Annotated in this window: 20 protein-coding genes; 12 read left to right on the plus strand and 8 right to left on the minus strand. The window is 71.6% G+C overall.

From position 1 onward, the window contains the following. Positions 1-408 precede the first annotated feature (408 nt). On the plus strand, positions 409-1197 hold the full coding sequence (locus tag GLX30_RS12290) for a hypothetical protein (protein ID WP_159687315.1): 789 nt from the start codon (positions 409-411) through the stop codon (positions 1195-1197). Positions 1198-1225: 28 nt separating this feature from the next. Here GLX30_RS12290 and GLX30_RS12295 read toward each other — a convergent pair whose 3' ends face one another. Beyond that, entirely contained in the window at positions 1226-1708 is a 483-nt protein-coding gene (locus tag GLX30_RS12295) for a MarR family transcriptional regulator (protein ID WP_159687317.1), read from the minus strand. Positions 1709-1937: 229 nt separating this feature from the next. On the opposite strand from GLX30_RS12295, the gene GLX30_RS12300 reads away from it, so the two are divergent. Then, on the plus strand, positions 1938-2762 hold the full coding sequence (locus GLX30_RS12300; protein ID WP_159687320.1) for a lysozyme: 825 nt from the start codon (positions 1938-1940) through the stop codon (positions 2760-2762). Positions 2763-2797: 35 nt separating this feature from the next. On the opposite strand, the gene GLX30_RS12305 is transcribed toward GLX30_RS12300, so the two are convergent. Together GLX30_RS12305 and lon are read right to left on the minus strand one after the other, a co-directional pair. Continuing rightward, positions 2798-3595: a pentapeptide repeat-containing protein gene (locus GLX30_RS12305; protein WP_159687323.1), complete on the minus strand. Its 798-nt coding sequence runs from the start codon at positions 3593-3595 to the stop codon at positions 2798-2800. Positions 3596-3702: 107 nt separating this feature from the next. Next, entirely contained in the window at positions 3703-6147 is a 2445-nt protein-coding gene (gene lon, locus GLX30_RS12310; protein WP_159687326.1) for an endopeptidase La, read from the minus strand. A gap of 139 nt (positions 6148-6286) precedes the next feature. On the opposite strand from lon, the gene GLX30_RS12315 reads away from it, so the two are divergent. The 7 genes from GLX30_RS12315 to GLX30_RS12345 all read left to right on the plus strand — a co-directional run bounded on the left by GLX30_RS12315 (position 6287) and on the right by GLX30_RS12345 (position 15025). Then, complete coding sequence (locus tag GLX30_RS12315) at positions 6287-7099, plus strand: nucleotidyltransferase domain-containing protein (RefSeq protein ID WP_159687329.1); 813 nt, start codon at positions 6287-6289, stop codon at positions 7097-7099. 112 nt (positions 7100-7211) lie between these two features. Beyond that, positions 7212-7853 (plus strand): GNAT family N-acetyltransferase, encoded by a 642-nt coding sequence (locus GLX30_RS12320; protein ID WP_159687332.1) that lies wholly within the window; start codon positions 7212-7214, stop codon positions 7851-7853. A 120-nt stretch (positions 7854-7973) separates the two neighbouring features. Beyond that, the gene (locus tag GLX30_RS12325) at positions 7974-8669 is read left to right on the plus strand and encodes a spermidine synthase (protein WP_159687335.1); all 696 of its coding nucleotides are present in this window, start codon (positions 7974-7976) and stop codon (positions 8667-8669) included. A 103-nt stretch (positions 8670-8772) separates the two neighbouring features. Continuing rightward, positions 8773-9510 carry a response regulator transcription factor gene (locus GLX30_RS12330; protein WP_037776309.1) on the plus strand — a complete coding sequence of 246 codons (738 nt, stop codon included), beginning with the start codon at positions 8773-8775 and terminating at the stop codon, positions 9508-9510. Next, on the plus strand, positions 9507-10613 hold the full coding sequence (locus GLX30_RS12335) for an ATP-binding protein (RefSeq protein ID WP_159687338.1): 1107 nt from the start codon (positions 9507-9509) through the stop codon (positions 10611-10613). Before GLX30_RS12330 ends, GLX30_RS12335 begins: the two co-directional genes overlap by 4 nt. A gap of 323 nt (positions 10614-10936) precedes the next feature. Next, complete coding sequence (locus GLX30_RS12340; RefSeq protein ID WP_159687341.1) at positions 10937-14764, plus strand: multifunctional oxoglutarate decarboxylase/oxoglutarate dehydrogenase thiamine pyrophosphate-binding subunit/dihydrolipoyllysine-residue succinyltransferase subunit; 3828 nt, start codon at positions 10937-10939, stop codon at positions 14762-14764. 78 nt (positions 14765-14842) lie between these two features. Next, positions 14843-15025, plus strand: coding sequence for a DUF6104 family protein (locus tag GLX30_RS12345; protein ID WP_005312030.1), 183 nt, complete (start codon positions 14843-14845; stop codon positions 15023-15025). Positions 15026-15094: 69 nt separating this feature from the next. On the opposite strand, the gene GLX30_RS12350 is transcribed toward GLX30_RS12345, so the two are convergent. Next, positions 15095-15853: a hypothetical protein gene (locus GLX30_RS12350; protein ID WP_159687344.1), complete on the minus strand. Its 759-nt coding sequence runs from the start codon at positions 15851-15853 to the stop codon at positions 15095-15097. Positions 15854-16023: 170 nt separating this feature from the next. Between GLX30_RS12350 and GLX30_RS12355 the strand changes: the two genes are divergently transcribed. Beyond that, entirely contained in the window at positions 16024-16893 is an 870-nt protein-coding gene (locus tag GLX30_RS12355; protein WP_159687347.1) for a DUF4097 family beta strand repeat-containing protein, read from the plus strand. A 1-nt stretch (position 16894) separates the two neighbouring features. After that, on the plus strand, positions 16895-17905 hold the full coding sequence (locus GLX30_RS12360; RefSeq protein WP_159687349.1) for a PadR family transcriptional regulator: 1011 nt from the start codon (positions 16895-16897) through the stop codon (positions 17903-17905). 60 nt (positions 17906-17965) lie between these two features. On the opposite strand, the gene GLX30_RS12365 is transcribed toward GLX30_RS12360, so the two are convergent. From GLX30_RS12365 to GLX30_RS12375, 3 genes are read right to left on the minus strand one after another with little or no spacing between them, the layout of a single operon-like run. After that, on the minus strand, positions 17966-18538 hold the full coding sequence (locus tag GLX30_RS12365; protein WP_159687351.1) for a Clp protease N-terminal domain-containing protein: 573 nt from the start codon (positions 18536-18538) through the stop codon (positions 17966-17968). Next, positions 18538-18747 carry an HTH domain-containing protein gene (locus GLX30_RS12370; protein WP_159687353.1) on the minus strand — a complete coding sequence of 70 codons (210 nt, stop codon included), beginning with the start codon at positions 18745-18747 and terminating at the stop codon, positions 18538-18540. Before GLX30_RS12370 ends, GLX30_RS12365 begins: the two co-directional genes overlap by 1 nt. A 48-nt stretch (positions 18748-18795) precedes the next feature. After that, positions 18796-21549 carry an ABC transporter substrate-binding protein gene (locus tag GLX30_RS12375; RefSeq protein ID WP_244258127.1) on the minus strand — a complete coding sequence of 918 codons (2754 nt, stop codon included), beginning with the start codon at positions 21547-21549 and terminating at the stop codon, positions 18796-18798. A 121-nt stretch (positions 21550-21670) separates the two neighbouring features. On the opposite strand from GLX30_RS12375, the gene GLX30_RS12380 reads away from it, so the two are divergent. Further along, positions 21671-22516 (plus strand): MBL fold metallo-hydrolase, encoded by an 846-nt coding sequence (locus GLX30_RS12380; RefSeq protein ID WP_159687356.1) that lies wholly within the window; start codon positions 21671-21673, stop codon positions 22514-22516. Here GLX30_RS12380 and GLX30_RS12385 read toward each other — a convergent pair. Next, the gene (locus GLX30_RS12385; protein WP_159687359.1) at positions 22494-23897 is read right to left on the minus strand and encodes a cellulase family glycosylhydrolase; all 1404 of its coding nucleotides are present in this window, start codon (positions 23895-23897) and stop codon (positions 22494-22496) included. The genes GLX30_RS12380 and GLX30_RS12385 overlap by 23 nt on opposite strands. Between the last annotated feature and the right edge of the window lie 45 nt (positions 23898-23942).

The raw sequence follows: 23942 nt of genomic DNA on the forward strand, positions 1-23942 counted from the left end.
CAGTGGGCCTGCCGCCGTTGCCCCGAGGCCGCTTCTTCTGCACCGGTGCTCGCAATCTTGCTTGACTCGTCCACCCATGAAGCAGAGATGACGACCGGTCACGCGCGTAAGCCCCACCCCTGGTACGGCTTCCGACCATTCCAGTGCGTTTGGGAGGGAGGCGCGCATCGGCCGCTCCGCCACCCGAACGAGTGAACAACACTCGTGAGTTGGCGAACAACTTTCCCGCGCGGCCCGCCGGGCCGCGCGGGGCCCGTGGGTTGGACCTTCCGGCCCCCCTTTGGCACTATGTGCGCCCGCACCTTCGCACAGTCGCCCATTCGGGGCGAAGCACACCCTCTGACCTGCTGGTACGGGTCGAACGCCGGTCCGCGAGGACCTTGTGAAGGTCTCATGCAGACTGGGTTCATGCGCATCGAACTCGCCACCTCCCCCGGCTCTCCCGAACGCCCCAACGAGGACTGGGTGTCCGTCGCCCTGCCCGCCTCGGGCCAGGGTGGAACCGTCGTGGCGCTCGACGGCGTGACGCCGCCGAGCGGGGATGCGGGGTGCGAGCACGGTGTGCCGTGGTTCACCGCCCGCCTCGGCGGCTCTCTGGTCGAACTGTCCGGTTCGCGGCGTGACCTGACACTTCGGGAGGTGCTCGCCGAGGCAATCCGGCGCACCGCGGACGCCCATCGCGGCACCTGTGACCTTTCTCACGTACGCACCCCTCAAGCGACGGTGGTGCTGGCGCGTTGGGGCGGGCCGCTGGAGGACGTCGAGTACCTGGTGCTCTCCGACTCGACGCTGCTGCTCCTGTCACCCGACGGGGCGGTGTCCGCGGTGCTGGACGACCGGCTGGACCGCCTGCCGCGCGAGGCACTGCGGACCCATGTCTCCGCGGACGCGCTGCGGAACGCGGAGGGCGGCTTCTTCACGGCCGCGGCGGACCCGGCGGTGGCCCTGCGCGCGGTGGCGGGCAGCGTTCCGCGCGAGCGGGTGAGCGCCGTCGTGGCGCTCACCGACGGCGCCTCACGCTGGGTGGACATGTTCGGTGCGGGTGACTGGGCGAAGTGCGTGGCGCTGCTGCGCGAGGAGGGCACTCAGGGCCTGATCGACCGGGTGCGGGAACTGGAGGCGGAGGCGGAGGCCCGTACGGGCGTGCGCCGTTGGAAGCTCCACGACGACGCCTCCGCGGTCTACGCGGAACTGTGACCGCGCGGGGCTCTCCCGCTCCGCCCCGTCAGCTCTCCGCGCGGGCGTTGAGCTGGTGCAGCAACCGAGCCAGCTCCGCGACCTCGTGACGGTCCCACCCGGCCAGCTTGTTGCGGTACCGGTCTCGGCGGGCGTCGCGCACATGGCGGAACCGGGCCGTTCCTTCTTCCGTGAGCCGTACGAGCGAGGCGCGGCCGTCCGCGGGGTCCGGTTCGCGGGTCACCAGGCCCAGTTCCTCGAGGGCCCGCAGTTGCCGGCTCATGGTCGCCTTGCCGACGCCGAAGTAGCCGGCCAGTTCGGTGGCCCGCTGGGCACCGGCCTCGTCCAGCCGTACGAGGAGCCCGTAGGCGGCGGGCTCGAGCTCGGGGTGGACCTCACGGGCCATTTCACCGGAGGACGCCCTGGCGCGGCGCAGAAAGACAGCCAACTCCCGCTCGAGCGCAAGGAATTCCTGGTCCACACCACTCCGGCCGTCCGGGCCCGCTCCATCCGTCGTACCGCCTTCGTGCACGTCAGCACCCCTCGCGCGCTTTCCGGGTCGTGAAAGTTTCTTACGGCGGCCGGTATTGCCGCAGCTCCGCCAGTATTTCGCAGGCGTAGACCAACGGCGGCGCCGAGTCCCCCTTCCTACGGTGGGTCTACGTGCGTAGCGTCCTTCATGGCATGTCCACACCATTCACTCCGCCACGACATGTCGACACGTCGTCAGCTCCCCCCACCGAGGCCTTCGGAGGCACGCCATGCCCGTGCACAGATCCGGAACGACCGGTCGTCGGCGCCTCGCCGCGGCCGGGACTCTCCTCGCTGTCCTCTCCCTCCTCCTCACGCTCCCCGGCAGCGCCACGGCCGACCCCAGGCCGGAGCGCGGCTCCGCCCACATGGGCATGGGCGTCGTCGCCCACGACGGCCAGGGCGGCCCCCCGCGCGACAACCGTGCCGTCCAGACGGAAGGCGTCGACGTCTCCAGCCACCAGGGGAACGTCAACTGGTCGGCCCTGTGGACCAGCGGCGTCAAGTGGGCCTACGTGAAAGCCACCGAAGGCACGTACTACAAGAACACGTACTTCGCGCAGCAGTACAACGGCTCGTACAACATCGGCATGATCCGGGGCTCGTACCACTTCGCCACCCCGAACACCACGACGGGCACCGCCCAGGCGGACTACTTCGTCGACAACGGCGGCGGCTGGTCCCGCGACGGCAGGACCCTGCCGGGCGTCCTCGACATCGAATGGAACCCGTACGGCGCCGCCTGCTACGGCAAGTCGCAGGCCGGGATGGTCACCTGGATCCGCGACTTCCTGAACCGCTACAAGGCACGCACCGGCCGTGACGCGGTCATCTACACGGCGACCAGCTGGTGGACGCAGTGCACCGGCAACTACGCCGGCTTCGGGGCCACAAACCCGCTCTGGATCGCCCGCTACAACACCACGCCGGGCACCCTCCCGGCCGGCTGGCCCTTCTACACGATGTGGCAGTACACCTCGTCCGGGCCGATCGTCGGCGACCACAACAAGTTCAACGGCGCGTACGACCGCGTCCAGGCGCTCGCCAACGGCTGACGTCGCTCACAGCGCCCGTCCCGCCGCGCCGGTCGTCACGACCAGTGCGCGGGGCGGGTGGACCCCTCGGGCAGCCGCGTGGCAGCGTCGCCCCTGGCCGCGTTGAGCTGCGGCTGGGTGAGGAAGATGCAGCCGGTCAGATCCGCGCCGGACAGATCGGCGTCCCTCAGGTCGGCGCCGATGAGGTCGGCGAGCCGCAGATCGGCACCCGTCAGGTCGGCCGCGATCAGATACGCGCCGCGCAGACTCGCACCCCGCAGATCGGCGTTCCTCAGGCGGGCGCCCATCAGGTCCGCTCCCCTGCGGTCCTTCTTCTTCCGCCCGGTCCCCGCTCGCACGAGTTCGCTGACGCGCAGCAGCAGGACGTTGACCTGCTCGCGTTCGGCGCCGACGTCCAGCTTCAGCAGTGCGCCGGGAGCGAGCCGGGTGAGCTCCTCGATGTGCTCCCGCCGCCGGCGCAGCTTCCCGTGGAGCTCACGGGCGGGGTCCAGCGTCAGCGCCTGGGTCACGTACCAGAGCAGTTCGTGCAGCTGCCGGACGACGGGGAAGACCTCGAACATCTGCCGGGCCGTGTCCGGGGCCTCACGCCAGCTCGTCCCGCCGTAGGTGACCTGCGAGACCTGCTGCCCCGCGCCGAAGCAGTCGTAGACGGTGCAGCCGGAGTAGCCGCTGTCCCTGAGACGTGTGTGGATGCCGCAGCCGAAGTCGGTGCGCAGATTGGTGCAGGGCTTGCCGGCGTCCTTGCTCACGGCGAAGTCGGCCGAGGCGGCGAAGGGCAGCGCCACGCAGCACAGGCCGAAGCAGTTCTCGCAGTCGGCACGCAGGGTCTTCATCCGTCCATTGTGCGGGACCTGCGCAGAGCCCCGGTGCGGCGGCCGATACGGACGGCCGAGGGGCCCGGCGGTGGATCACCACCACCGGCCCCTCGGTGCCGCACGGGTCAGGCCGCCGCGGTCACCGGCACGTCCGCCGAGGACAGCGCGATCTCCAGCACCTGCCGGACGTCGGTCACCGGGTGGATCTCGAGCTTCTCGAGGATCTCCGCCGGGACGTCGTCCAGGTCGGGCTCGTTCCGCTTGGGGATCACGACCGTGGTGATGCCCGCCCGGTGTGCGGCGAGCAGCTTCTGCTTCACGCCGCCGATGGGCAGCACCCGGCCGGTGAGCGAGACCTCGCCGGTCATCGCCACGTCCGTACGCACCTGGCGTCCGGAGAGCAGCGACGCGAGCGCCGTGCTCATGGTGATGCCCGCGCTCGGCCCGTCCTTGGGCACCGAGCCCGCCGGGAAGTGGATGTGCACGCCCCGGTCCTTCAGGTCGGCGACCGGCAGCTCCAGTTCGGCGCCGTGCGAGCGCAGGAAGCTCAGTGCGATCTGCGCGGACTCCTTCATCACGTCACCGAGCTGCCCGGTCAGGGTCAGTCCGGCCGCGCCGGTCTCCGGGTCGGCGAGCGACGCCTCCACGAACAGCACGTCCCCGCCCGCGCCGGTCACGGCGAGCCCGGTGGCCACGCCGGGCACCGCGGTACGGCGCTCGGCCGGGTCCTGGGCGGACTCGGGCACGTGGTGGGGCCGGCCGATGAGCCCGCGCAGCTCCTCGTGCGTGACGGTGAAGGGCAGGTCCCGGTCCCCCAGCTCGTGCTGCGCGGCGACCTTCCGCAGCAGCCGCGCGACGGACCGCTCCAGGTTCCGCACACCGGCCTCCCGGGTGTACTCGCCTGCCAGCTTGCGCAGCGCGGAGTCGTCGAGCGTCACCTCGCCGGCCTCGAGTCCGGCCCGCTCCAGCTGGCGCGGCACGAGGTGGTCACGGGCGATGACGACCTTCTCGTCCTCCGTGTAGCCGTCCAGGCGCACCAGCTCCATACGGTCGATCAGCGCCTCCGGGATGGCCTCCAGCACATTGGCGGTGGCGAGGAAGACCACGTCGCTGAGGTCGAGCTCGACCTCGAGGTAGTGGTCGCGGAAGGTGTGGTTCTGCGCGGGGTCGAGGACCTCGAGCAGGGCCGCCGCGGGGTCGCCGCGGAAGTCGGAGCCGACCTTGTCGATCTCGTCGAGCAGGACGACCGGGTTCATCGAGCCGGCCTCCTTGATCGCACGCACGATCCGGCCGGGCAGCGCGCCGACGTACGTACGCCGGTGGCCGCGGATCTCGGCCTCGTCCCGTACGCCGCCGAGCGCGACGCGGACGAACTTGCGTCCCATGGCGTGCGCCACGGATTCGCCGAGGCTGGTCTTTCCGACACCTGGCGGGCCGACGAGCGCGAGCACCGCGCCCCCGCGCCGCCCGCCGACCACGCCCAGCCCCCGCTCGGCGCGCCGCTTGCGCACCGCCAGGTACTCGGTGATCCGCTCCTTCACGTCCTGCAGGCCCGCGTGCTCGGCATCCAGGACGGCCTTGGCGCCCTGGATGTCGTACGAGTCCTCCGTACGCTCGTTCCACGGCAGTTCGAGGACGGTGTCGAGCCAGGTGCGGATCCAGCTGCCCTCGGGGCTCTGGTCGGAGGCACGTTCGAGCTTCTCGACCTCCTTGAGCGCGGCTTCCCTGACCTTCTCCGGCAGATCGGCCGCCTCCACGCGGGCCCGGTAGTCGTCGGACTCGTCCTCGCCGTCCTGGCCGTTGAGCTCGCGCAGTTCCTTGCGTACGGCGTCGAGCTGACGGCGCAGCAGGAACTCGCGCTGCTGCTTGTCGACGCCTTCCTGGACGTCCTTGGCGATGGACTCGGCCACGTCCTGCTCGGCGAGGTGCTCGCGCAGCTGCTCGGTGGCGAGCTTCAGCCGGGCGACCGGGTCGCTGGTCTCCAGCAGCTCGATCTTCTGGGCCGTGGTCAGGAAGGGTGAGTAGCCGGCGTTGTCCGCGAGTTGCGAGATGCCGTCGATCTGCTGCACGCGGTCGACGACCTGCCAGGCGCCGCGCTTCTTCAGCCAGTCGGTGGCGAGCGCCTTGTACTCCTTGACCAGTTCGGCCACCGCGCCGGGCATGGGGCCTCCCCTGGCCCCCTGGGGCCCGGGGGAAGGGTCGGGCACGGTCTCCTCGACCACGGTCCCCTCGACCCACAGCGCCGCGCCGGGTCCGGTCGTGCCGGCGCCGATGCGGACGCGGCGGACGCCGCGGATCAGCGCACCGGGGTCGCCGTCGGAGAGCCGGCCGACCTGCTCGACGGTGCCGAGCACACCCGTCGCGGCGTAGGTGCCGTCGACCCGGGGAACGAGCAGCACCTTCGGCTTGTTGCCGGAGGGCCGGGCGGCAGCCTGGGCGGCCTCGACCGCTGCCCGCACCTCGGTGTCGGACAGGTCGAGCGGCACGACCATGCCGGGCAGCACGACCTCGTCGTCGAGCGGCAGGACGGGCAGTGTGACCGGTGAGTTCGCCTTGATATCGGCAGCCATGATCTCCCCTTAGGCAGTCAAGTTGAGCTGTACCGACTCAATGGATATGAGCCCGTGATTGTTCCCCGGACGCTGTTCGCTCTGAGCGATCGGCGAAATCCTGTGGGCGACAGGGCGCGCCACGGGCGACAGTGACCCGATGGAGAGCAAAGGGCTGAACCCGGACGGGACCATCGCGCGCGAGGGCGCGCTCGCCCGCGTGACCCCGGCCTTCGCGCCGGTGGTGGCCGCCGCACACAGGGAGATCGCCGGCCGCTTCGGCGACGGCAGGCTGCACAGCGCCTATCTCTACGGAAGCGTTCCGCGCGGCACCGCCGTCCCCGGCGTCTCGGACCTCGACCTGCTGCTGGTCCTGCACGCGGAGCCCACGGCCCGGGACCGGACGGACGCCGACGCGGCGGAGGCGGTGCTCGACGGGGAGTTCGAGGCGATCGACGGAGCCGGCATCCTGCTCGTCGGCGTCCGGACGGCACTCGCCGAAGCGGAGTGGTACGACCTGGGCTTCTTCATCTCCTGCCTCTGCACCCCGCTGACGGGGGACGACCTCGCCGTCCGTCTTCCCGCCCAGTACCCCACGTCGCTGCTGGCCCGCGAGACCAACGGTGACCTGGACCTCGCCCTGCCGCGCTGGCGCGCCCGGCTTCGGGACGCCGCGACGGACACCGACCGGCGCGCGCTGTGCCGGGCGGTTGCACGGCGGCTCGTACGGTCGGGGTTCACGCTGGTCATGCCCCGCTGGGGCGGCTGGACCAGCGATCTGGAGGCGTCGGCGGAGCTGTTCGCCGGCCATTACCCGCAGCGGGCCGCCCAGATGCGGCTGGCCGCCGCGGCCGCCCGCAGGCCGACACCCGAGGAGGCGGTGATCCGCACGCTCGTCGAGGAGCTGGGGCCATGGCTGGCCGCGGAGTACACGGCGGTGCACGGGACCAAGGCGGCGCGGCCGACGCCGTGAGTTCCCGTGACCCACGTCACCCCGGAATCGGGTCGCGATCGCCCACCGATCCACTGTGTAATGGTCATAGTCGCTCCGCATCTATTACCCGATTGGCTTGAGGAGTTCTGGGATGCCCTTCCGGTCGACCGCTGAAATCGTCCACGCCTGGGTCCACGGCTGGGTCGTCTCGCGCGGCGCAGCGGACCCCGCGCCCAGACCCTGGGGCTTCACGGTGGACGTCGGCCAGGTCAAGCACGCCACCCGCCACGTCCTCACCGCTGACGACGAGGCCACCGTGCGCAAGGTCGCCGCAGAGGTGGCCGCGCCTACGGTCTGGCTGAAGGTCTTCGCCGATCCCGACCGCGTCGTCGAATGGGCGGGCCCCGAGTGGGCCGTCGACGAGCCCGGCTGGCTGATGTCCACCGAGCTGCGCCGCACCTCGACCACCGTGCCCACCGGTTACACGCTGAGGACCTGGACGCGCGGCGGTGTCGTGCGGGCCCTGGTCGTGGGGCCTGACGGTTCGTTCGCGGCGCGCGCGCAGATCGCCCCCACCGGGCGCACGGCCGTCGTCGACCAGGTGGAGACCGCACCCGAGCACCGTCGCAGGGGCCTCGGCCGGCTGGTGATGCACACGCTCCACAACGCCGCGCTCGACCACGGGGCCCGTGTCGGCGTACTGGGCGGCACACCGGACGGCCGGGCGCTCTACGAGTCCCTGGGCTGGCACACCCACGCACCCCTGGTCAGCCTGTACCACCGGCCCGCTTGAGCACTCCCCCGCGGGCGCGCCCCGCGGGGCGCGCCCGATCGGTTTGTCCCCTTCGCACGGGCCCCGCCAAGATGGGGCCCGATCCGTGTCGTCCCGCACAGCCGCCCGGAGGTCGAGAGCATGCCGTTCCCCGCCGCAGACGCCCCTGTCACCCTCGACCGACGGGAGGGATCCTGTGGCGAGATCGTGCTGCGCAGGCGGGGGTCCGGTGAAGAGTCGGTGTACGAGATCGTCGCGAACGGCTGCTTCCTGATGGACACCTCCGACGGGAGGTCGGAGCGGCTGCTGGTCGACGCCGCCCGCCGGGCGATCGGCACCGGGAACGTGGCGCCCCGCGTCCTCCTCGGCGGTCTCGGGGTCGGTTTCTCGTTCGCCCACGCCGCCGCCGACCCGTCCTGGCGCCGGATCGCCGTGGTGGAGCGGGAGGAGGCCGTCATCGACTGGCACCGCAGCGGCCCGCTCGCCGCGATCTCCGGCGACGCCCTCGGCGACCCGCGCTGCGTGATCCTTCACACGGATCTCGTGGAACACCTCCGCTCGACCACGGACCGTTATGACGCTCTGTGCCTGGACATCGACAACGGGCCCGACTGGACGGTCACCGAGGACAACGGTGATCTCTACTCGCCGTCCGGACTCGCCGCGTGCAAAGGTGCGTTGGACCCCGGTGGGGTGCTGGCCGTATGGTCCGCGAAGCCGTCCACCAGCTTCGAGGACGCGTTGCGGAATGCCGGGTTCACTGGGGTAAGGACCGAAGAGATCCGCCTTGCCCGGGGCGTACCGGACGTGGTCCATCTCGGCGTTCGCCCTGCGTAGCCGGGACGCCGTCGCTGCCTTTACGCTGCTGGACTACACACGGGATCCACCTTCGAACCGGATCCACATGCAGCTCGCAGAGAACGCGTACAAGGGCGGGGCGATGGAGCAGACACACACCACGCAAAACGGCGTCGCGGCCACACCCGGGGCCCAGCGCCGGGTGCTGGTGGTCGAGGACGACGCCACGATCGTCGACGCCATCGCCGCACGGCTGCGGGCGGAGGGCTTCCTGGTGCAGACGGCACTGGACGGCCCAGCCGCCGTCGACGCCGCGGACGCCTGGCAACCGGACCTGATGGTCCTCGACGTCATGCTGCCCGGCTTCGACGGGCTGGAGGTCTGCCGCCGGGTGCAGGCACAGCGGCCCGTCCCGGTGTTGATGCTCACGGCCCGTGACGACGAGACGGACATGCTGGTCGGGCTCGGCGTCGGCGCCGACGACTACATGACCAAGCCGTTCTCCATGCGGGAGCTCGCGGCCAGGGTGCACGTCCTGCTGCGCCGCGTGGAGCGGGCGGCGCTCGCCGCGGTGACACCGCGCAGCGGCATCCTGCGCCTCGGCGAACTGGAGATCGACCACGCCCAGCGCCGCGTACGCGTCCGGGCGGAGGACGTCCATCTGACGCCCACCGAGTTCGACCTGCTGGTGTGCCTCGCGAACACGCCGCGCGCCGTCCTCTCGCGTGAGCAGTTGCTCGCCGAGGTGTGGGACTGGGCGGACGCCTCCGGGACCCGCACCGTCGACAGCCACATCAAGGCGCTGCGCCGCAAGATCGGTGCCGAGCGCATCCGTACCGTCCACGGGGTCGGATACGCGCTGGAGACGCCGGCGCCATGAAACGGCGGCGGCCGGGCGGTGGACCGGGCAGGCGGCTGAGTACCGCGTCCATCACGATATCGATCAAGACCAAGCTCAGCACGCTCGTCGTGGTCTCGGTCTTCATCACCACCGGTCTGATGCTGATGGCGTTCCACAGCAAGACCGAGGTGCGTTTCATCACGGTCTTCACGATCATCGCGACCCTGCTGATCACGCAGTTCGTGGCGCACGGCCTGACCGCCCCGCTGGACGAGATGAACACGGTCGCCAAGGGCATATCCCACGGCGACTACACCCGCCGGGTGCGCGGCGCCGACCGCCGGGACGAGCTCGGCGACCTCGCCTCCACGATCAACCGCATGGCCGACGACCTCGAGGCCGTGGACCGGCACCGCAAGGAGCTGGTCGCCAACGTCTCGCACGAGCTGCGCACCCCCATCGCCGCGCTGCGCGCCGTGCTGGAGAACGTCGTCGACGGGGTCTCCGCCGCCGACCCGGAGACGATGCGCACCGCGCTGAAGCAGACGGAGCGCCTCGGCCGGCTGGTCGAGACACTGCTCGACCTCTCCCGGCTCGACAACGGCGTGCTGCCGCTGAAGTCCCGGCGCTTCGAGGTGTGGCCCTATCTGTCCGGGGTGCTGAAGGAGGCCAATCTCGCCTCCTCGCGGCGGAACCTGGCCTCCGGCTCCGGCCATCACACCCGCACCGACGTCCATCTCCACCTGGACGTCTCACCGCCGGACCTGACCGCGCACGCGGACGCCGAGCGGCTGCACCAGGTGGTGGCGAACCTCATCGACAACGCCGTGAAGCACTCGCCGCCGCACGGCCGGGTGACGGTACGCGCCCGGCGCGGCGCGCACCCCGAGTCGCTCGACCTCGAGGTGCTGGACGAGGGACCGGGCATTCCCGAGCAGGAGCGGCACCGGGTCTTCGAGCGTTTCAACCGGGGTGGCGTCCCCTCACCGCACGGGCCGGGCAGCGACGGCGGTACGGGGCTGGGGCTGGCGATCGCGCGCTGGGCGGTCGATCTGCACGGCGGCCGCATCGGGGTGGCCGAATCCGCACACGGGTGCCGCATCCAGGTCACTCTTCCGGGCCTCAGGACGGCACGCCCTTGACGTAGGGTTCGAACCGGAAGCGCAGATTCTCCGTGTAAGTGTTCGGTACACGGGAAGCCGATGTGCACAGCTGCGGAAAGCGGCCGGTCAACACGTCGCCGGGCATCCCTCGCGGTTGCGGGCCCAGGGCCCGTAGCCGCCGTCAGGCGTACCCCCACGCGACCGAACCATGTTTGTTTCCCGCCATTAACAGCCCCGAAACGCGCCGTTCGGTGTGACTTGCGCGACGTTGACCGGCCCGGCCTGCACCTCCCGGCCAGGGAGGCGTAGCCTTTATTTCCGCTGTCCATCACCTTGTGAAGCGGAAGAGGGCGGTTCTCGCCGTGTCGTCTCAGTCCCCCAGTAACTCGAGCATCTCGACCGACCAAGCCGGGCAGGGTCAGAACCCTGCCGCCGCCTTCGGTGCCAATGAGTGGCTCGTCGACGAGATCTACCAGCAGTACCTCCAGGACCCGAATTCGGTCGACCGTGCCTGGTGGGACTTCTTCGCCGACTACAAGCCGGGAGCGGCCGCCACGGCGGACACCCCCGCCGCCGGCGCGAAGCAGACTCAGAGCGACGCAGCCGCGGGTGCCGCGGCCGCACCCGCCCCGGCCGCCGCCGCTCCGGCCCGGCCGGCGACCCCGGCGCAGCCCGCGCCGGCCGCCCCGGCCCCGGCCGCACCCGCCGCTCAGGCCCCGGCCCCGGCTCCCGCCAAGGCGGCCCCCGCGGCCGCCCCTGCGAAGCCCGCCGCCAAGCCGGCCGCGAAGGCCGACGGTACGCAGGCCGACGGTCCCGAGTTCGTGACGCTGCGCGGCCCGGCCGCCGCGGTCGCGAAGAACATGAACGCCTCGCTGGAGCTGCCCACGGCCACGTCCGTGCGCGCGGTGCCGGTGAAGCTGCTCTTCGACAACCGCATCGTCATCAACAACCACCTCAAGCGCGCCCGTGGCGGGAAGATCTCCTTCACGCACCTCATCGGGTACGCGATGGTGCAGGCCATCAAGGCCATGCCGTCGATGAACTGGTCCTTCGCCGAGAAGGACGGCAAGCCGACCCTGGTCAAGCCGGACCACGTCAACTTCGGTCTGGCCATCGACCTGGTGAAGCCGAACGGCGACCGCCAGCTGGTCGTCGCGGGCATCAAGAAGGCCGAGACGCTGAACTTCTTCGAGTTCTGGCAGGCCTACGAGGACATCGTCCGGCGCGCCCGCACCAACAAGCTGACGATGGACGACTTCACCGGCGTCACCGTCTCGCTGACCAACCCCGGCGGCCTGGGCACCGTCCACTCCGTGCCGCGTCTGATGCCCGGGCAGTCGGTCATCATGGGCGTCGGTTCCATGGACTACCCGGCCGAGTTCCAGGGCACGTCGCAGGACACCCTGAACAAGCTGGGCATCTCCAAGGTGATGACCCTCACCTCGACGTACGACCACCGCGTCATCCAGGGCGCCGCGTCGGGCGAGTTCCTCCGGATCGTCGCCAACTTCCTCCTCGGCGAGGAAGGTTTCTACGACGAGATCTTCGAGTCGCTGCGCATCCCCTACGAGCCGGTCCGCTGGCTCAAGGACATCGACGCCTCGCACGACGACGACGTCACCAAGGCCGCCCGCGTCTTCGAGCTGATCCACTCCTACCGGGTCCGCGGCCATGTCATGGCCGACACCGACCCGCTGGAGTACCGCCAGCGCAAGCACCCCGACCTCGACATCACCGAGCACGGGCTCACGCTGTGGGACCTGGAGCGCGAGTTCGCCGTCGGCGGCTTCGCCGGCAAGTCGATGATGAAGCTGCGCGACATCCTGGGCGTGCTGCGTGAGTCGTACTGCCGCACCACCGGCATCGAGTTCATGCACATCCAGGACCCGAAGCAGCGCAAGTGGCTGCAGGACCGGGTCGAGCGCGCCGCCACCAAGCCGGAGCGCGAGGAGCAGCTGCGCATCCTGCGCCGGCTGAACGCCGCGGAGGCCTTCGAGACCTTCCTGCAGACCAAGTACGTCGGCCAGAAGCGCTTCTCGCTGGAGGGCGGCGAGTCCGTCATCCCGCTGCTCGACGCGGTCATCGACTCGGCGGCCGAGTCGCGCCTCGACGAGGTCGTCATCGGCATGGCCCACCGCGGCCGGCTGAACGTGCTGGCGAACATCGTCGGCAAGTCGTACGCCCAGATCTTCCGCGAGTTCGAGGGCAACCTCGACCCGAAGTCGATGCACGGCTCCGGCGACGTGAAGTACCACCTGGGCGCCGAGGGCACCTTCACCGGTCTCGACGGCGAGCAGATCAAGGTCTCGCTGGTCGCCAACCCCTCCCACCTGGAGGCCGTCGACCCGGTCCTCGAGGGTGTCGCCCGCGCCAAGCAGGACGTCATCAACAAGGGCGGCACGGACTTCACCGTCCTGCCGATCGCCCTGCACGGTGACGCGGCCTTCGCGGGCCAGGGCGTCGTCGCGGAGACGCTCAACATGTCGCAGCTGCGGGGCTACCGCACCGGCGGCACGGTCCACGTCGTCATCAACAACCAGGTCGGCTTCACCGCCGCCCCGGAGTCCTCGCGTTCGTCCATGTACGCCACCGACGTGGCCCGCATGATCGAGGCGCCGATCTTCCACGTGAACGGCGACGACCCGGAGGCGTGCGTCCGCGTGGCGCGGCTCGCCTTCGAGTTCCGCCAGACGTTCAACAAGGACGTCGTGATCGACCTCATCTGCTACCGCCGCCGCGGTCACAACGAGGGCGACAACCCGCAGTTCACCAACCCGCAGATGGTGAGCCTGATCGACAAGAAGCGCTCGGTGCGCAAGCTCTACACCGAGTCGCTCATCGGTCGCGGCGACATCACTCTGGAAGAGGCCGAGCAGGCGCTCCAGGACTTCCAGGGCCAGCTGGAGAAGGTGTTCGCGGAGGTCCGCGAGGCCACCAGCCACCCGGCCCCGGCCCATGTCCCGGACGTCGAGGCCAAGTTCCCGGTCGCGATCAACACGGCGGTCTCCCAGGAGGTCGTCAAGCGGATCGCCGAGTCGCAGGTCAACATCCCCGACCACATCACCGTGCACCCGCGGCTCATGCCGCAGATGCAGCGCCGCGCGGCGTCCGTCGAGGACGGCACGATCGACTGGGGCATGGGCGAGACCCTCGCCATCGGCTCGCTGCTGATGGAAGGCACCCCGGTCCGGCTCTCCGGCCAGGACACCCGCCGCGGCACGTTCGGCCAGCGCCACGCGGTGCTGGTGGACCAGGAGACCAACGAGGACTACACCCCGTTGCTCTACCTGTCCGAGGACCAGGCCCGTTACAACGTCTACGACTCGCTGCTCAGCGAGTACGCGGCGATGGGCTTCGAGTACGGCTACTCGCTGGCCCGCCCGGACGCGCTGGTCATGTGGGAGGCCCAGTTCGGCGACTTCGTCAACGGCGCGCAGACCGTCGTCGACGAGTTCATCTCCTCCGCCGAGCAGAAGTGGGGCCAGCACTCGGGCGTCACGCTGCTCCTGCCGCACGGCTACGAGGGCCAGGGCCCGGACCACAGCTCCGCGCGCCCCGAGCGCTTCCTGCAGATGTGCGCGCAGGACAACATGACGGTCGCCATGCCGACCCTGCCGTCGAACTACTTCCACCTGCTGCGCTGGCAGGTCCACAACCCGCACCACAAGCCGCTGATCGTCTTCACCCCGAAGTCGATGCTGCGTCTGAAGGCCGCGGCGTCCAAGGCGGAGGAGTTCACCACCGGCGGCTTCCGCCCGGTGATCGGCGACACTGCGGTTGATTCGGGCGTGGTCGACCCGGCCGCCATCCGCAAGGTCGTCTTCTGCGCCGGCAAGGTCTACTACGACCTGGACGCCGAGCGTCAGAAGCGCGGCGTCACGGACACGGCGATCATCCGCCTCGAGCGCCTCTACCCGCTGCCGGGTGCGGAGCTCCAGGCCGAGATCGCCAAGTACCCGAACGCAGAGAAGTACCTGTGGACCCAGGAGGAGCCGGCGAACCAGGGTGCGTGGCCGTTCATCGCGCTCAACCTGATCGACCACCTCGACCTGGCCGTCGGCGCGGACATCCCGCACGGCGAGCGCCTGCGCCGCATCTCGCGCCCGCACAGCTCGTCCCCGGCGGTGGGCTCCGCCAAGCGCCACCAGGCGGAGCAGCAGCAGCTGGTCAACGAGGTCTTCGACGCGTAGCCGGCAGCCCGGCTGCCTCGACGAATGCCTGGCCCGGCCCCGCGAACACCTCGCGGGGCCGGGCCATATTCTGTTCGTATGTACTTCACCGATCGCGGTATCGAGGAGCTGGAGAAGCGGCGCGGCGAGGAGGAGGTCACCTTCGAGTGGCTCGCCGAGCAGCTTCGGACCTTCGTCGATCTCAACCCGGACTTCGAGGTCCCCGTCGAACGCCTCGCCACGTGGCTGGCCCGCCTGGACGACGAGGACGACGAGGAGTAGCGGTCCGCCCGCGCGGGGCTCGTCCCCGCGCCGTCCGTTCCCGGGCCGGGGCGTGTGACCTGCCGCCTGTCAGGACCGCAGCCGTTCCCTTACCGGTGGCACCAGCCCCTGCACGATGAGCACCGTCCCCGCCGCCGCCCATCCCCCGCTGCGACGCCGCGCCCCGAGCGCCACCAGTGCCAGCCCCGCCGCCAGCTGGACCGCGCCCGCCGCGCGGAGCCGGGAGGCTCGCGGCCGGGCCGCCGGCTCGGGCGGGCCGGCGGAGTCGGTCTCCTCGACGGCCGCCGCGTGCGCGGCGGTACGGAGGGTGTCCGCCGGGGCGCCCGGCGCCAGACCCACGGGGAGGGCGAGGCCGTGGCGGGTGAGTACGGCTGTCAGGCCGACGAGTCTGACCCTCGCGTCGGACTCCGGGTCGGCGGCCGTCAGCGGCTCCAGGGCCTGGAGGTCGAGGACCGGGTCGAGTCCGAGCCGTGCGGCGAAGGTCCGCATCGCCTCGTCCTCGCCCACCGGGGTGCCGTCGGCGAGCCAGATGTATCCGACCGGGCGACGGAAGCCGGAGGCCATGGTGAACCCGGTCCCGTCGCCGTCCCACCAGAGCGCCAGGACGGGACGGCCGGTGCCGATCGACAGTGCTGCCGCCCAGCCGCCGAGCACCGCGTCCACCGCTTCGCCGTCCTCCTGCCAGGGGCGGCCCTCGGGGACGAGCACGCTCCACTCCTGCCCGGCGGGGGCGACGAGCATCGGTTCGCGCAGCAGGTGGGCCGGGAGCCGTACGGCCGCGGGCTCGGCACGGCAGAGCAGCAGGGCTCCCGCTGGCGTCGCGTTCATGTCCCCACGCTAGGGCAGTTCGCCCTGTAATCGTCGCCAATGGGGCGCGTCGCCGGACCTGGGCAGCCCGAGCGGGGCCACTCACGCTTGACATCACCCCACCGCGATATATCGTGTCGTCATCGAGACGCGATATGTTGCGTCGTGGCCGGCCCCGGGAGGTCAGCACCATGGCAGAGACGACGTGGGAAGTCGCCGAGCCCCAGAAGCTCACCTTCGACGACCCGTTGACGACGCTCAATGTGCGCATCGTCAACGGGACGGTCAACGTCGTGGGCACGGACGAGAGTTCCATCCGCCTCGAGGTCTCCGAGATCGAGGGCCCGCCCCTCGTCGTGACCAGGAACGGGTCCACCCTGACCATCGCCTACGAGGACCTGCCCTGGAAGGGGTTCCTCGAGTGGCTCGACCGCAAGGGCCACCGCCGCAGCGCCGTCGTGTCGATCGCGGTGCCTGCAGCGACGACCGTCGAGGTCGGCGTCGTCGGCGCTGGTGCGGTCGTCTCCGGCGTGCGGGGCACGACGGTGGTGCGCGGCGTCAGCGGGGACACCACCCTGGTGGGACTGGCGGGCGCCGTCCGCGCCGACACCGTCACCGGAAACCTCGAGGCCCAGTCGGTCACCGGCGACCTGCGCTACAACTCGGTCTCCGGCGACCTGACCGTGATCGACGGCGCGGGCGCCGGTGTGAAGGCCGACTCTGTGAGCGGCGACATGGTCATCGACCTCGACCCGGGCGAGAAGCCCACGGACATCCGGCTGACCACGGTCTCCGGCGAGATCGCGGTCCGGCTGCCGCACCCGGCGGACGCCCGGGTCGACGCGAACACGGCCGGCGGCGCGATCTCCAACGCCTTCGACACCCTGCGGGTCAGCGGCCAGTGGGGCGCCAAGCGGATCACCGGAACCCTGGGCGCGGGTACCGGGACGCTCAAGGCGACCACCGTCTCCGGTTCCATCGCCCTGCTCCGCCGGCCTCCGGCGGAGGAAGATCCCTACGAGGAAACACCCGCGGACGCCCCGAGTGGGAAGGTGGTCTGACATGCCCCCCGTCTTCGCCCACGGCCGGCTCCGTCTCTATCTGCTCAAGCTGCTCGACGAGGCGCCGCGCCACGGCTACGAGGTCATCCGCCTGCTCGAGGAACGCTTCCAGGGCCTGTACGCGCCGAGCGCCGGCACCGTCTACCCGCGGCTGGCCAAGCTGGAGGCCGAGGGGCTCGTCACCCACGCCACCGAGGGCGGCCGCAAGGTCTACTCGATCACCGACGCCGGCCGGGCGGAACTGGCCGGACGCAGCGGCGAACTGGCCGACCTCGAACTGGAGATCCGGGACTCGGTCTCCGAACTGGCCGCCGAGATCCGCGACGACGTCCGCGGCGCGGCGGGCAATCTGCGCAACGAGATGCGTGCGGCGGCGACCCGGACCCGCAAGACCGGCACCGGCACCGGCAAGGGCGAATGGAGCCCCGGCCGTGGGGACTTCGGCAACCTCGGAGATCTGGGCGACCTCACGGACAGCGAGTCGTGGCGGGCCGCGAAGGAGGAGCTGAAGCGCGCCAGGCAGGAGTGGAAGGAGCAGGCGCGCCGCGCGAAGGACGAGTCGCGCCGGGCCCGCGAGGACGCCCAGCAGGCGCGCCGGCAGGCGCAGGAGGCGCAGGAGACGGCCCGCGCCGAGATGCAGCGCATCGCCCGGCAGGTGCAGGAACAGGTCCAGGACCACTTCGCCCGCGGTGACTGGCCGACCGGCGTACGCGAGGGCCTGTCGGAGCTGACCGGTCAGCTCGGCGGACTGGCGCGGGGGACGGCCTGGCCACCGTTCGTCAAGCCGGAACCCGCGGGCGCGGACCCGGACTGGGCGAAGGACACCGTGGACCCGAAGGACTCGGCCGACCCGGCCCGTGACCTGGAGCGGCTGCTCGACCGCTTCAGGGACGACGTACGGGACGCCGCACGGGACCACGGTGTGACGGCGGAGCAACTGGGCGAGGCCCGCCGCCATCTGTCGACGGCGGCGGCCCACATCGTCGCTCTGCTGCGCAGCGGCAAGGACTGACCGGCGGGGCGGGGCGCGGTCGCCACGGCCCGGTCCGCCGGGGCCGTGGGCGCGGCCGGGTCAGCCGGCCCGCGCCGCGCCGCCGTCGGCCCCGCCGAACATCGCCCGTTCCAGCGCGCCGTAGGTCACCCCGTGTTCGGCGAGGACCTCCGCGACGACGCCGCGGCCCGAGGCGAGGGCCAGCAGGATGTGCTCCGCGCCGATGGCCCGGTCCCGCCGGCCCAGGGCGATCCGCAGCGACTTCTCCAGGGTCGACTTCGCCTCCCGGGTGAAGGCGCGGTGGCCCGACCACCAGCGCCGGTCCTTGCGGTCGCCGGCCAGTGCACCGGCCCCGTGGGTCTCCTCGACCCGGGCGACGATCGCGCCGACGTCGATGCCCAGTCCGGCGAGGGCCGCCTCGTCCGCCTTGGTCATCCCGCCGCGCCGGCGCACGTCGGCCAGGGACGCCTCGAGGGCTGCCCGCCGGTCCATGACGCCGAGGGCCGTGAACGCGAAGGCGGTGCGTGAGCCGCCGAGGTCCAGCAGGGCGAGGAGCAGGTGCTCCTCGGTGACCGTGGACGAATCGGCGCGTTCCGCGCATTCGGTGGCGCCGATCACCACCGCACGGGCGTCCTTGGTGAAGCGTTCGAACATCACAGCCTCCCGTGCTTCTTGTGGACCGCCTGGCGGCTGACACCCAGCTCCGCCGCGATCTCCTGCCACGACCAGCCCTGGTTGCGGGCGCTTCTGACCTGTACGGCTTCCAGCTGCTCCAGCAGCCGCCGCAGCGCGGCGACCGCCCGCAGCCCGACGCGCGGATCGCGGTCGCCCGCACGCTCGGCGAGTTCTGTTGCTTCGGTCATGCCTGTCAACCTACATTGACAGGCATGGAGTGTCAACCATGGTTGACATCAGGGGCAGGGGTGCTTCTCCGGTCCCCAGACGTCGCGCACGTCACCACGCGCCACGGTCCCGCACAGCAGCACCGTCCGCGACCCCTTCTCGCCGCCCTGCTCCACCGCCGTCAGCTTCTTCTCCGTCAGCCGGCCGCCGCCGGCCGCCCCGTGCGCCTCGATCCGCCCGGTGGCCCCGTCGAAGCCGCCTCCACCGAGCCCTTGGTAGAGCACCGCCTGAAGCAGTCCGCGGTCGAGTCGCTCGTCGTTGCCGCCCGTTCCACGCCAGGCCTGGTCGACGCCCTCCGCCAGATAGCGCATCGCGTCCCAGGCGAGCGCCACATGGGCGTCCTGCCGCATCGCGCCGGTACGGGCACCGTGGTCGTCCGCGTAGGTGCGGTCGTACGCCGAGAGGAAGGCACCGGCCTCGCCGCTCGCTCCGGACAGGGCAGGTGCCCTGCCGTGCGAGACGTAGTACAGCGTCAGCCCGGCGAAGACCTCCCACGGACGGCGCTCCTCCGTCAGCGCGTTGGTGACGTCGTCACCGCCGAGCACGCTGACCTCGGGGCAGTCCCGCGAGTCGCGCGCCAACTCACCGAGGAACAGCTGGAAGTGGCTGCCCCGCCCCGCCCACACCACCGCCGTGCGCGGCTCGGCCGCCACCGCGCGGCACACCTCACGCGCCAGATCCTCCACGGCCTGGACCGAGGTCCCCACCGGGCCGCCCGGCACCGGTGAGGGCTCGGGCGCGTCCGTCGGCGTGTAGAGCAGCATGTCGGTGCGTTCGTCGCCGTACGCGGAGCGGAACGCCGTCGCCAGGCTCGCGCTGTACGCGTCCGAGGGGTCGGCGATCAGCCGCACCCGCAGCGCGGTCCTGCCGTCCACCATCGCGGCGTGCTCGGCGAAGGACGCCATCACCTGGCCGGCCCGGTTGTCCGTCGGCGCGGTCTGGTAGTAGTGCTCGCCCTGGCGGAGCAGTTCGTCGGCGGTGCCGGAGGTGCCGACCATGGGCAGGCCCGCCTCGTCGAGGACGACCATCGCCTCGTAGGTGCGTCGCCGGCTCTGGCCGAAACCGACGACCCCGACGATCGAACGGTCCTTCTCCGCCAGGTCGACGATCCGCCGGGCCACCGCCGGGGCGTCCTTGAACCGGTCGCCGGCGTTCGCGGCGAGCACCCGCAGCGGCACCCGCTCACCGGTGCGCAGCGCCTGCGCGTTCACATACGCCTGCGCGAGGGCGAGGCCGCGCAGTTCGGCGAGCGTGCCGCCGCGCACCGGGTCCTCCGCGTCCTTGCCGCCGCTGAGCGGCCCGAAGTACACGACGGTCCGTGCACGCGGGCGCGGGTCGTCGGCGTCCCGGCCGGAGAGCTCCTGCTCCACCTGCTCGTTCTGCTGCTCTATGCGCTGCAGCACGTCTTGCACGGCCCGCTCGCTGTCGCCCGTGCCGAACGACGCGGCGCCTTCCGCGACACCGACGCACTGCCCGTCCGTGCCGAGGAAGGTGGAGCCGAGGCACGGGTCGGGCCCGACGCTGGTGAACGGCACACCGACGAGCAGACCGGCGGCGACCGCGAGGGCGAGCACCCCGGCGCCCAGTGCGCCGGCCACCTCCACGCCCGGGCCCCAGCGGTGCGTGGGCGGGGCGAGCGTGGGCCAGCGGCCCAGCCAGTACGTGGCGGCCTGGTCGTCCTCCGGGCCCTCCTCGACGGGGACCACCATGCCCGAGGGGCGGCCGGGCGGGGTGCCGCGCTGGGCGATGTTGGCCAGGTCCGCCCCGGCGGCGGACAGCCCCGGGACCTCGATGTCGGGGATCCGGCTGGCGAGAGTGCGCACTCCGGCGGCCACGGCCACCACCGAGGTGCACCTCAGGTCCTCCATGGCCGAGCGCAGCTCCCTCAGGAAGCGCTGGATGCGCGACTCGGCGGGCCCTGCCTCCTCCACCAGGAGCACGAAGCGGCTGACCCGGCGCCGCCGCCACGGGTCGAAGGGCCGTTTGCGCCCGGCGGCCTCCAGGTCGGCGAGCAGCGCGTGCACGAGGATCCGGTCGAGCTGCTCGGGGTCGCCCTCCGGGCCGCCCCCCACAAGGTCGAGGGCGGAGCGGAAGAACTCGGAGGGCGGGGTGCCCTGCTGCTGCCGTACCCACTCCGCGTACCACCGGCGGCCACCGGACCGGCCGCGGCCCAGCATCCGGCGGTTGGCCCGGCGGCCGTAGAGAGCCCGCGGCAGTCGCTGGAAGAGCGGGCCCGCGACGAAGTTCCACAGCAGCTCGAGCAGCGTGCCGCCGTTGGCCTGGTCCCGGCCCCCCAGCCACCACAGGCCGCGGGCGAGCCCGGAGACCTCTCGGTGCTGGGCGTAGCAGTGGTCCAGCAGTTCCCCGGGACGCCGTTCCATCAGGCCGCCGGCGGCGGGCGCACAGACGACGGCTCGCAGGAGCCGGTAGGAGGGCAGCCGCAGCCGCCCTGTGCCCGGCGGCATCGAGGCGTCGAGCTGGAAGGCGATCTGCTCGAACAGGTCGAGCGGCGGCTCCGCCGGGTCGGCCGGCGCCGCCGGTACGCAGGCGTGCGGGGCGAGGCGCCCCTCCCGGCCGCGTAACCGGGTGCGCAGCCCCGCGACGATCCGGCGGCCGGCCTGTCCGTCGCCCGGCTCGCTCAGCAGCACGACGGGCACGCGGCTGCGGCTTCGCCGCGGCTGGACGACGAGCTTGTCGAAGGCGTCGACGAAGCGTTCGACGCCCGGGTACGCCGGAATCCGGCTCTGATCCCCCGCTGACACTTTTGTTCCTCCCCCTTCACGCGCGACCGCGTGGTGTCAGTCCTCGTGCCCCGCATCAGAGCGCCGCAATCGTCACGGCGGCCCTCCCCGGCGGACCGGTGGGCCGCGTACGGTGGGCCACGTGATCGACTTCCGTACGGACACTCCCGTCGCCGGCAGCCTCGATGTCCGGTGGCACGCCGGCAGCCCGCCGCCCGGTGACGACACGGCGGCCGCGATCCAGGCGCACGCGTACACCGAGCACACACTGATCCTGCGTCAGAACAAGTCGGTGCACTTCGAGGCACCGTTCCTCTACCTGCTGTTCGGGAACGACCGGGCGCTGCTGCTGGACACCGGCGCGACCGCCGACCCCGCCGCGATGCCGCTGCGCGCCACCGTCGACACGCTGATCGGGCAATGGCTGGCCCGGCATCCGCGGGAGCGGTACGGGCTGGTCGTCGCCCACACCCACGGGCACGGCGACCACATCGCCGGCGACGCGCAGTTCGCGGACCGTCCGTACACCGAGGTCGTGGGGCCGTCCCTGGACGCGGTGACGGCGCACTTCGGCTTCGAGCAGTGGCCGCTGCGTCCGGCAGAACTGGATCTCGGCGGCCGGGTACTGGACCTGCTGCCCGGCCCCGGTCACGAGGAGGCCGCCGTCGTCCTCCACGACCGGCACACCGGTCTGCTGCTGACCGGCGACTCCCTCTACCCGGGCCGGCTCTACGTCACGGACGTCCCCGCCTTCACGGCCACGGTCGACCGGCTGCTGGCCTTCTGCTCGACGAACCGGGTGACCCATGTCCTCGGCTGTCACATCGAGATGACCCGCACCGCGGACACGGACTACCCGCGCGGTACGACTTACCAGCCGGACGAGCCGCCGCTCGAGCTGACGCCGGACCATCTGCTCCGGCTGCGCGACGCGCTCGCCCGCCGTCAGGGACCGAGCGGCGACTTCATCGTGGTGTACGAGGGCTGACCCGGACCGTGACGTATGCGCCGGGGCGGGCGTGCACGCGGACCGTGGCCGCCCGGCCGGCCTCCACGGTACGGACCTGCGGCCAGGCACGGCCGGTCACCTCGATCCGCCGGACGCTCGCGCCGGGCGGCACCGAGATCTCGGTGAGGCCGCGCGACGCGCGGTACTCCAGCCGGTACGTCCCGCTGTCCGGTGCGTACCCCTCGGCCGTCACCCTGCCCGCCACGGCCGGCGCGTAGGGGGCGGCTGTCTGCTCCTTGTTGGTGCGGAAGCGGCCCTCCGCGTCGACCGCGCAGTATCCGCCGCCGTAGCACCAGACGTAGCCGGCCCAGCCGGAGCTGTAGCGGTTGAGGGAGGCGAGTGCTTCCCGGTAGAAGCGGCCCATGTTCGGCAGCGCGTTGTTGAGCGGGCCCCACTCTCCGACCACGACGGGTATGCGGTACCGCGCGGGATACTCGGTCACCGCGCGCTCGTACGCCTCGATCCAGCCCGCCGACGGGTCGTAGTCGGCGCCCGCCTCCATGGCGGTGTTGTAGAAGTGCGGGGCGTAGACCGTCCTCGGATCATCGATCCGGCCCAGTCCGGTCGGCACGCCTTCTCCGACGATCGGCGTCGGCTCGACGAACAGCCAGCTGTCCGGGTCCACGGAACGGACCGCGTCCGCCAGCCGGTTGTACATCGGCGTGAGCTGCTCGGCCTCGATGCGCCGGGCGGCCGTGGCCAGGTCCTCGCCCTCCCGGATCTCGCCCATCGGCTCGTTGATCAGGTCGTAGCCGATGACGGCGGGGTGGTCCGCGAACCGGTCGGCCAGCACCCGCCACATCCCGGCCTGGGCGCCCCGCAGATCGGGGTCCTCGTAGAGATGGGTGAACGCGCGCTGCACGGCGGGCTCGAAGTACTCGGCGAACCAGTCGTCGGGGTGCGGGGTGAAGGGCAGCCCGTCAGTCCTGGTCGCCCACTCGGGGATGCCGCGGTGGCCGAAGGCCGGGCCGAAGACGTCCTGGTGGGCATCGATCAACACATGGACGCGGTAGGTGTGCGCCCAGTCCAGCACCTGGTCGATCTTGCTCAGGTACCGCTCGCTGTACCGGCCCCGCACCGGCTCCAGGTCGTCCCAGAAGACCAGCAGCCTGGCGAAGTTGAAGCCCTGGGCACGCAGGTCGCGGAAATGCCGCTCGGTGATCGCGGACAGGGCGGCCTCGCCCCGGTGGGTCTTGTCCTCGACGTTCCAGCCCCGCAGGGTGAGGACCCGGCCGCGGTCGTCGGTCAGCCGTGGGATGTCGTCCGGCGCGGCGCCGGCCGCGGCGCCGAGTGCCCCGGCGGGCGCGGCGCAGAGCAGCAGGAGCACGGAGAGAAGGACGGCGAGCAGTCGGCGGTACATGGGAACCTCCGGCACGGTCGTGGACCAGTGCCGGAGATCCCATCA

The organism is Streptomyces sp. Tu 2975, from assembly GCF_009832925.1.
Lineage (GTDB): Bacteria > Actinomycetota > Actinomycetes > Streptomycetales > Streptomycetaceae > Streptomyces.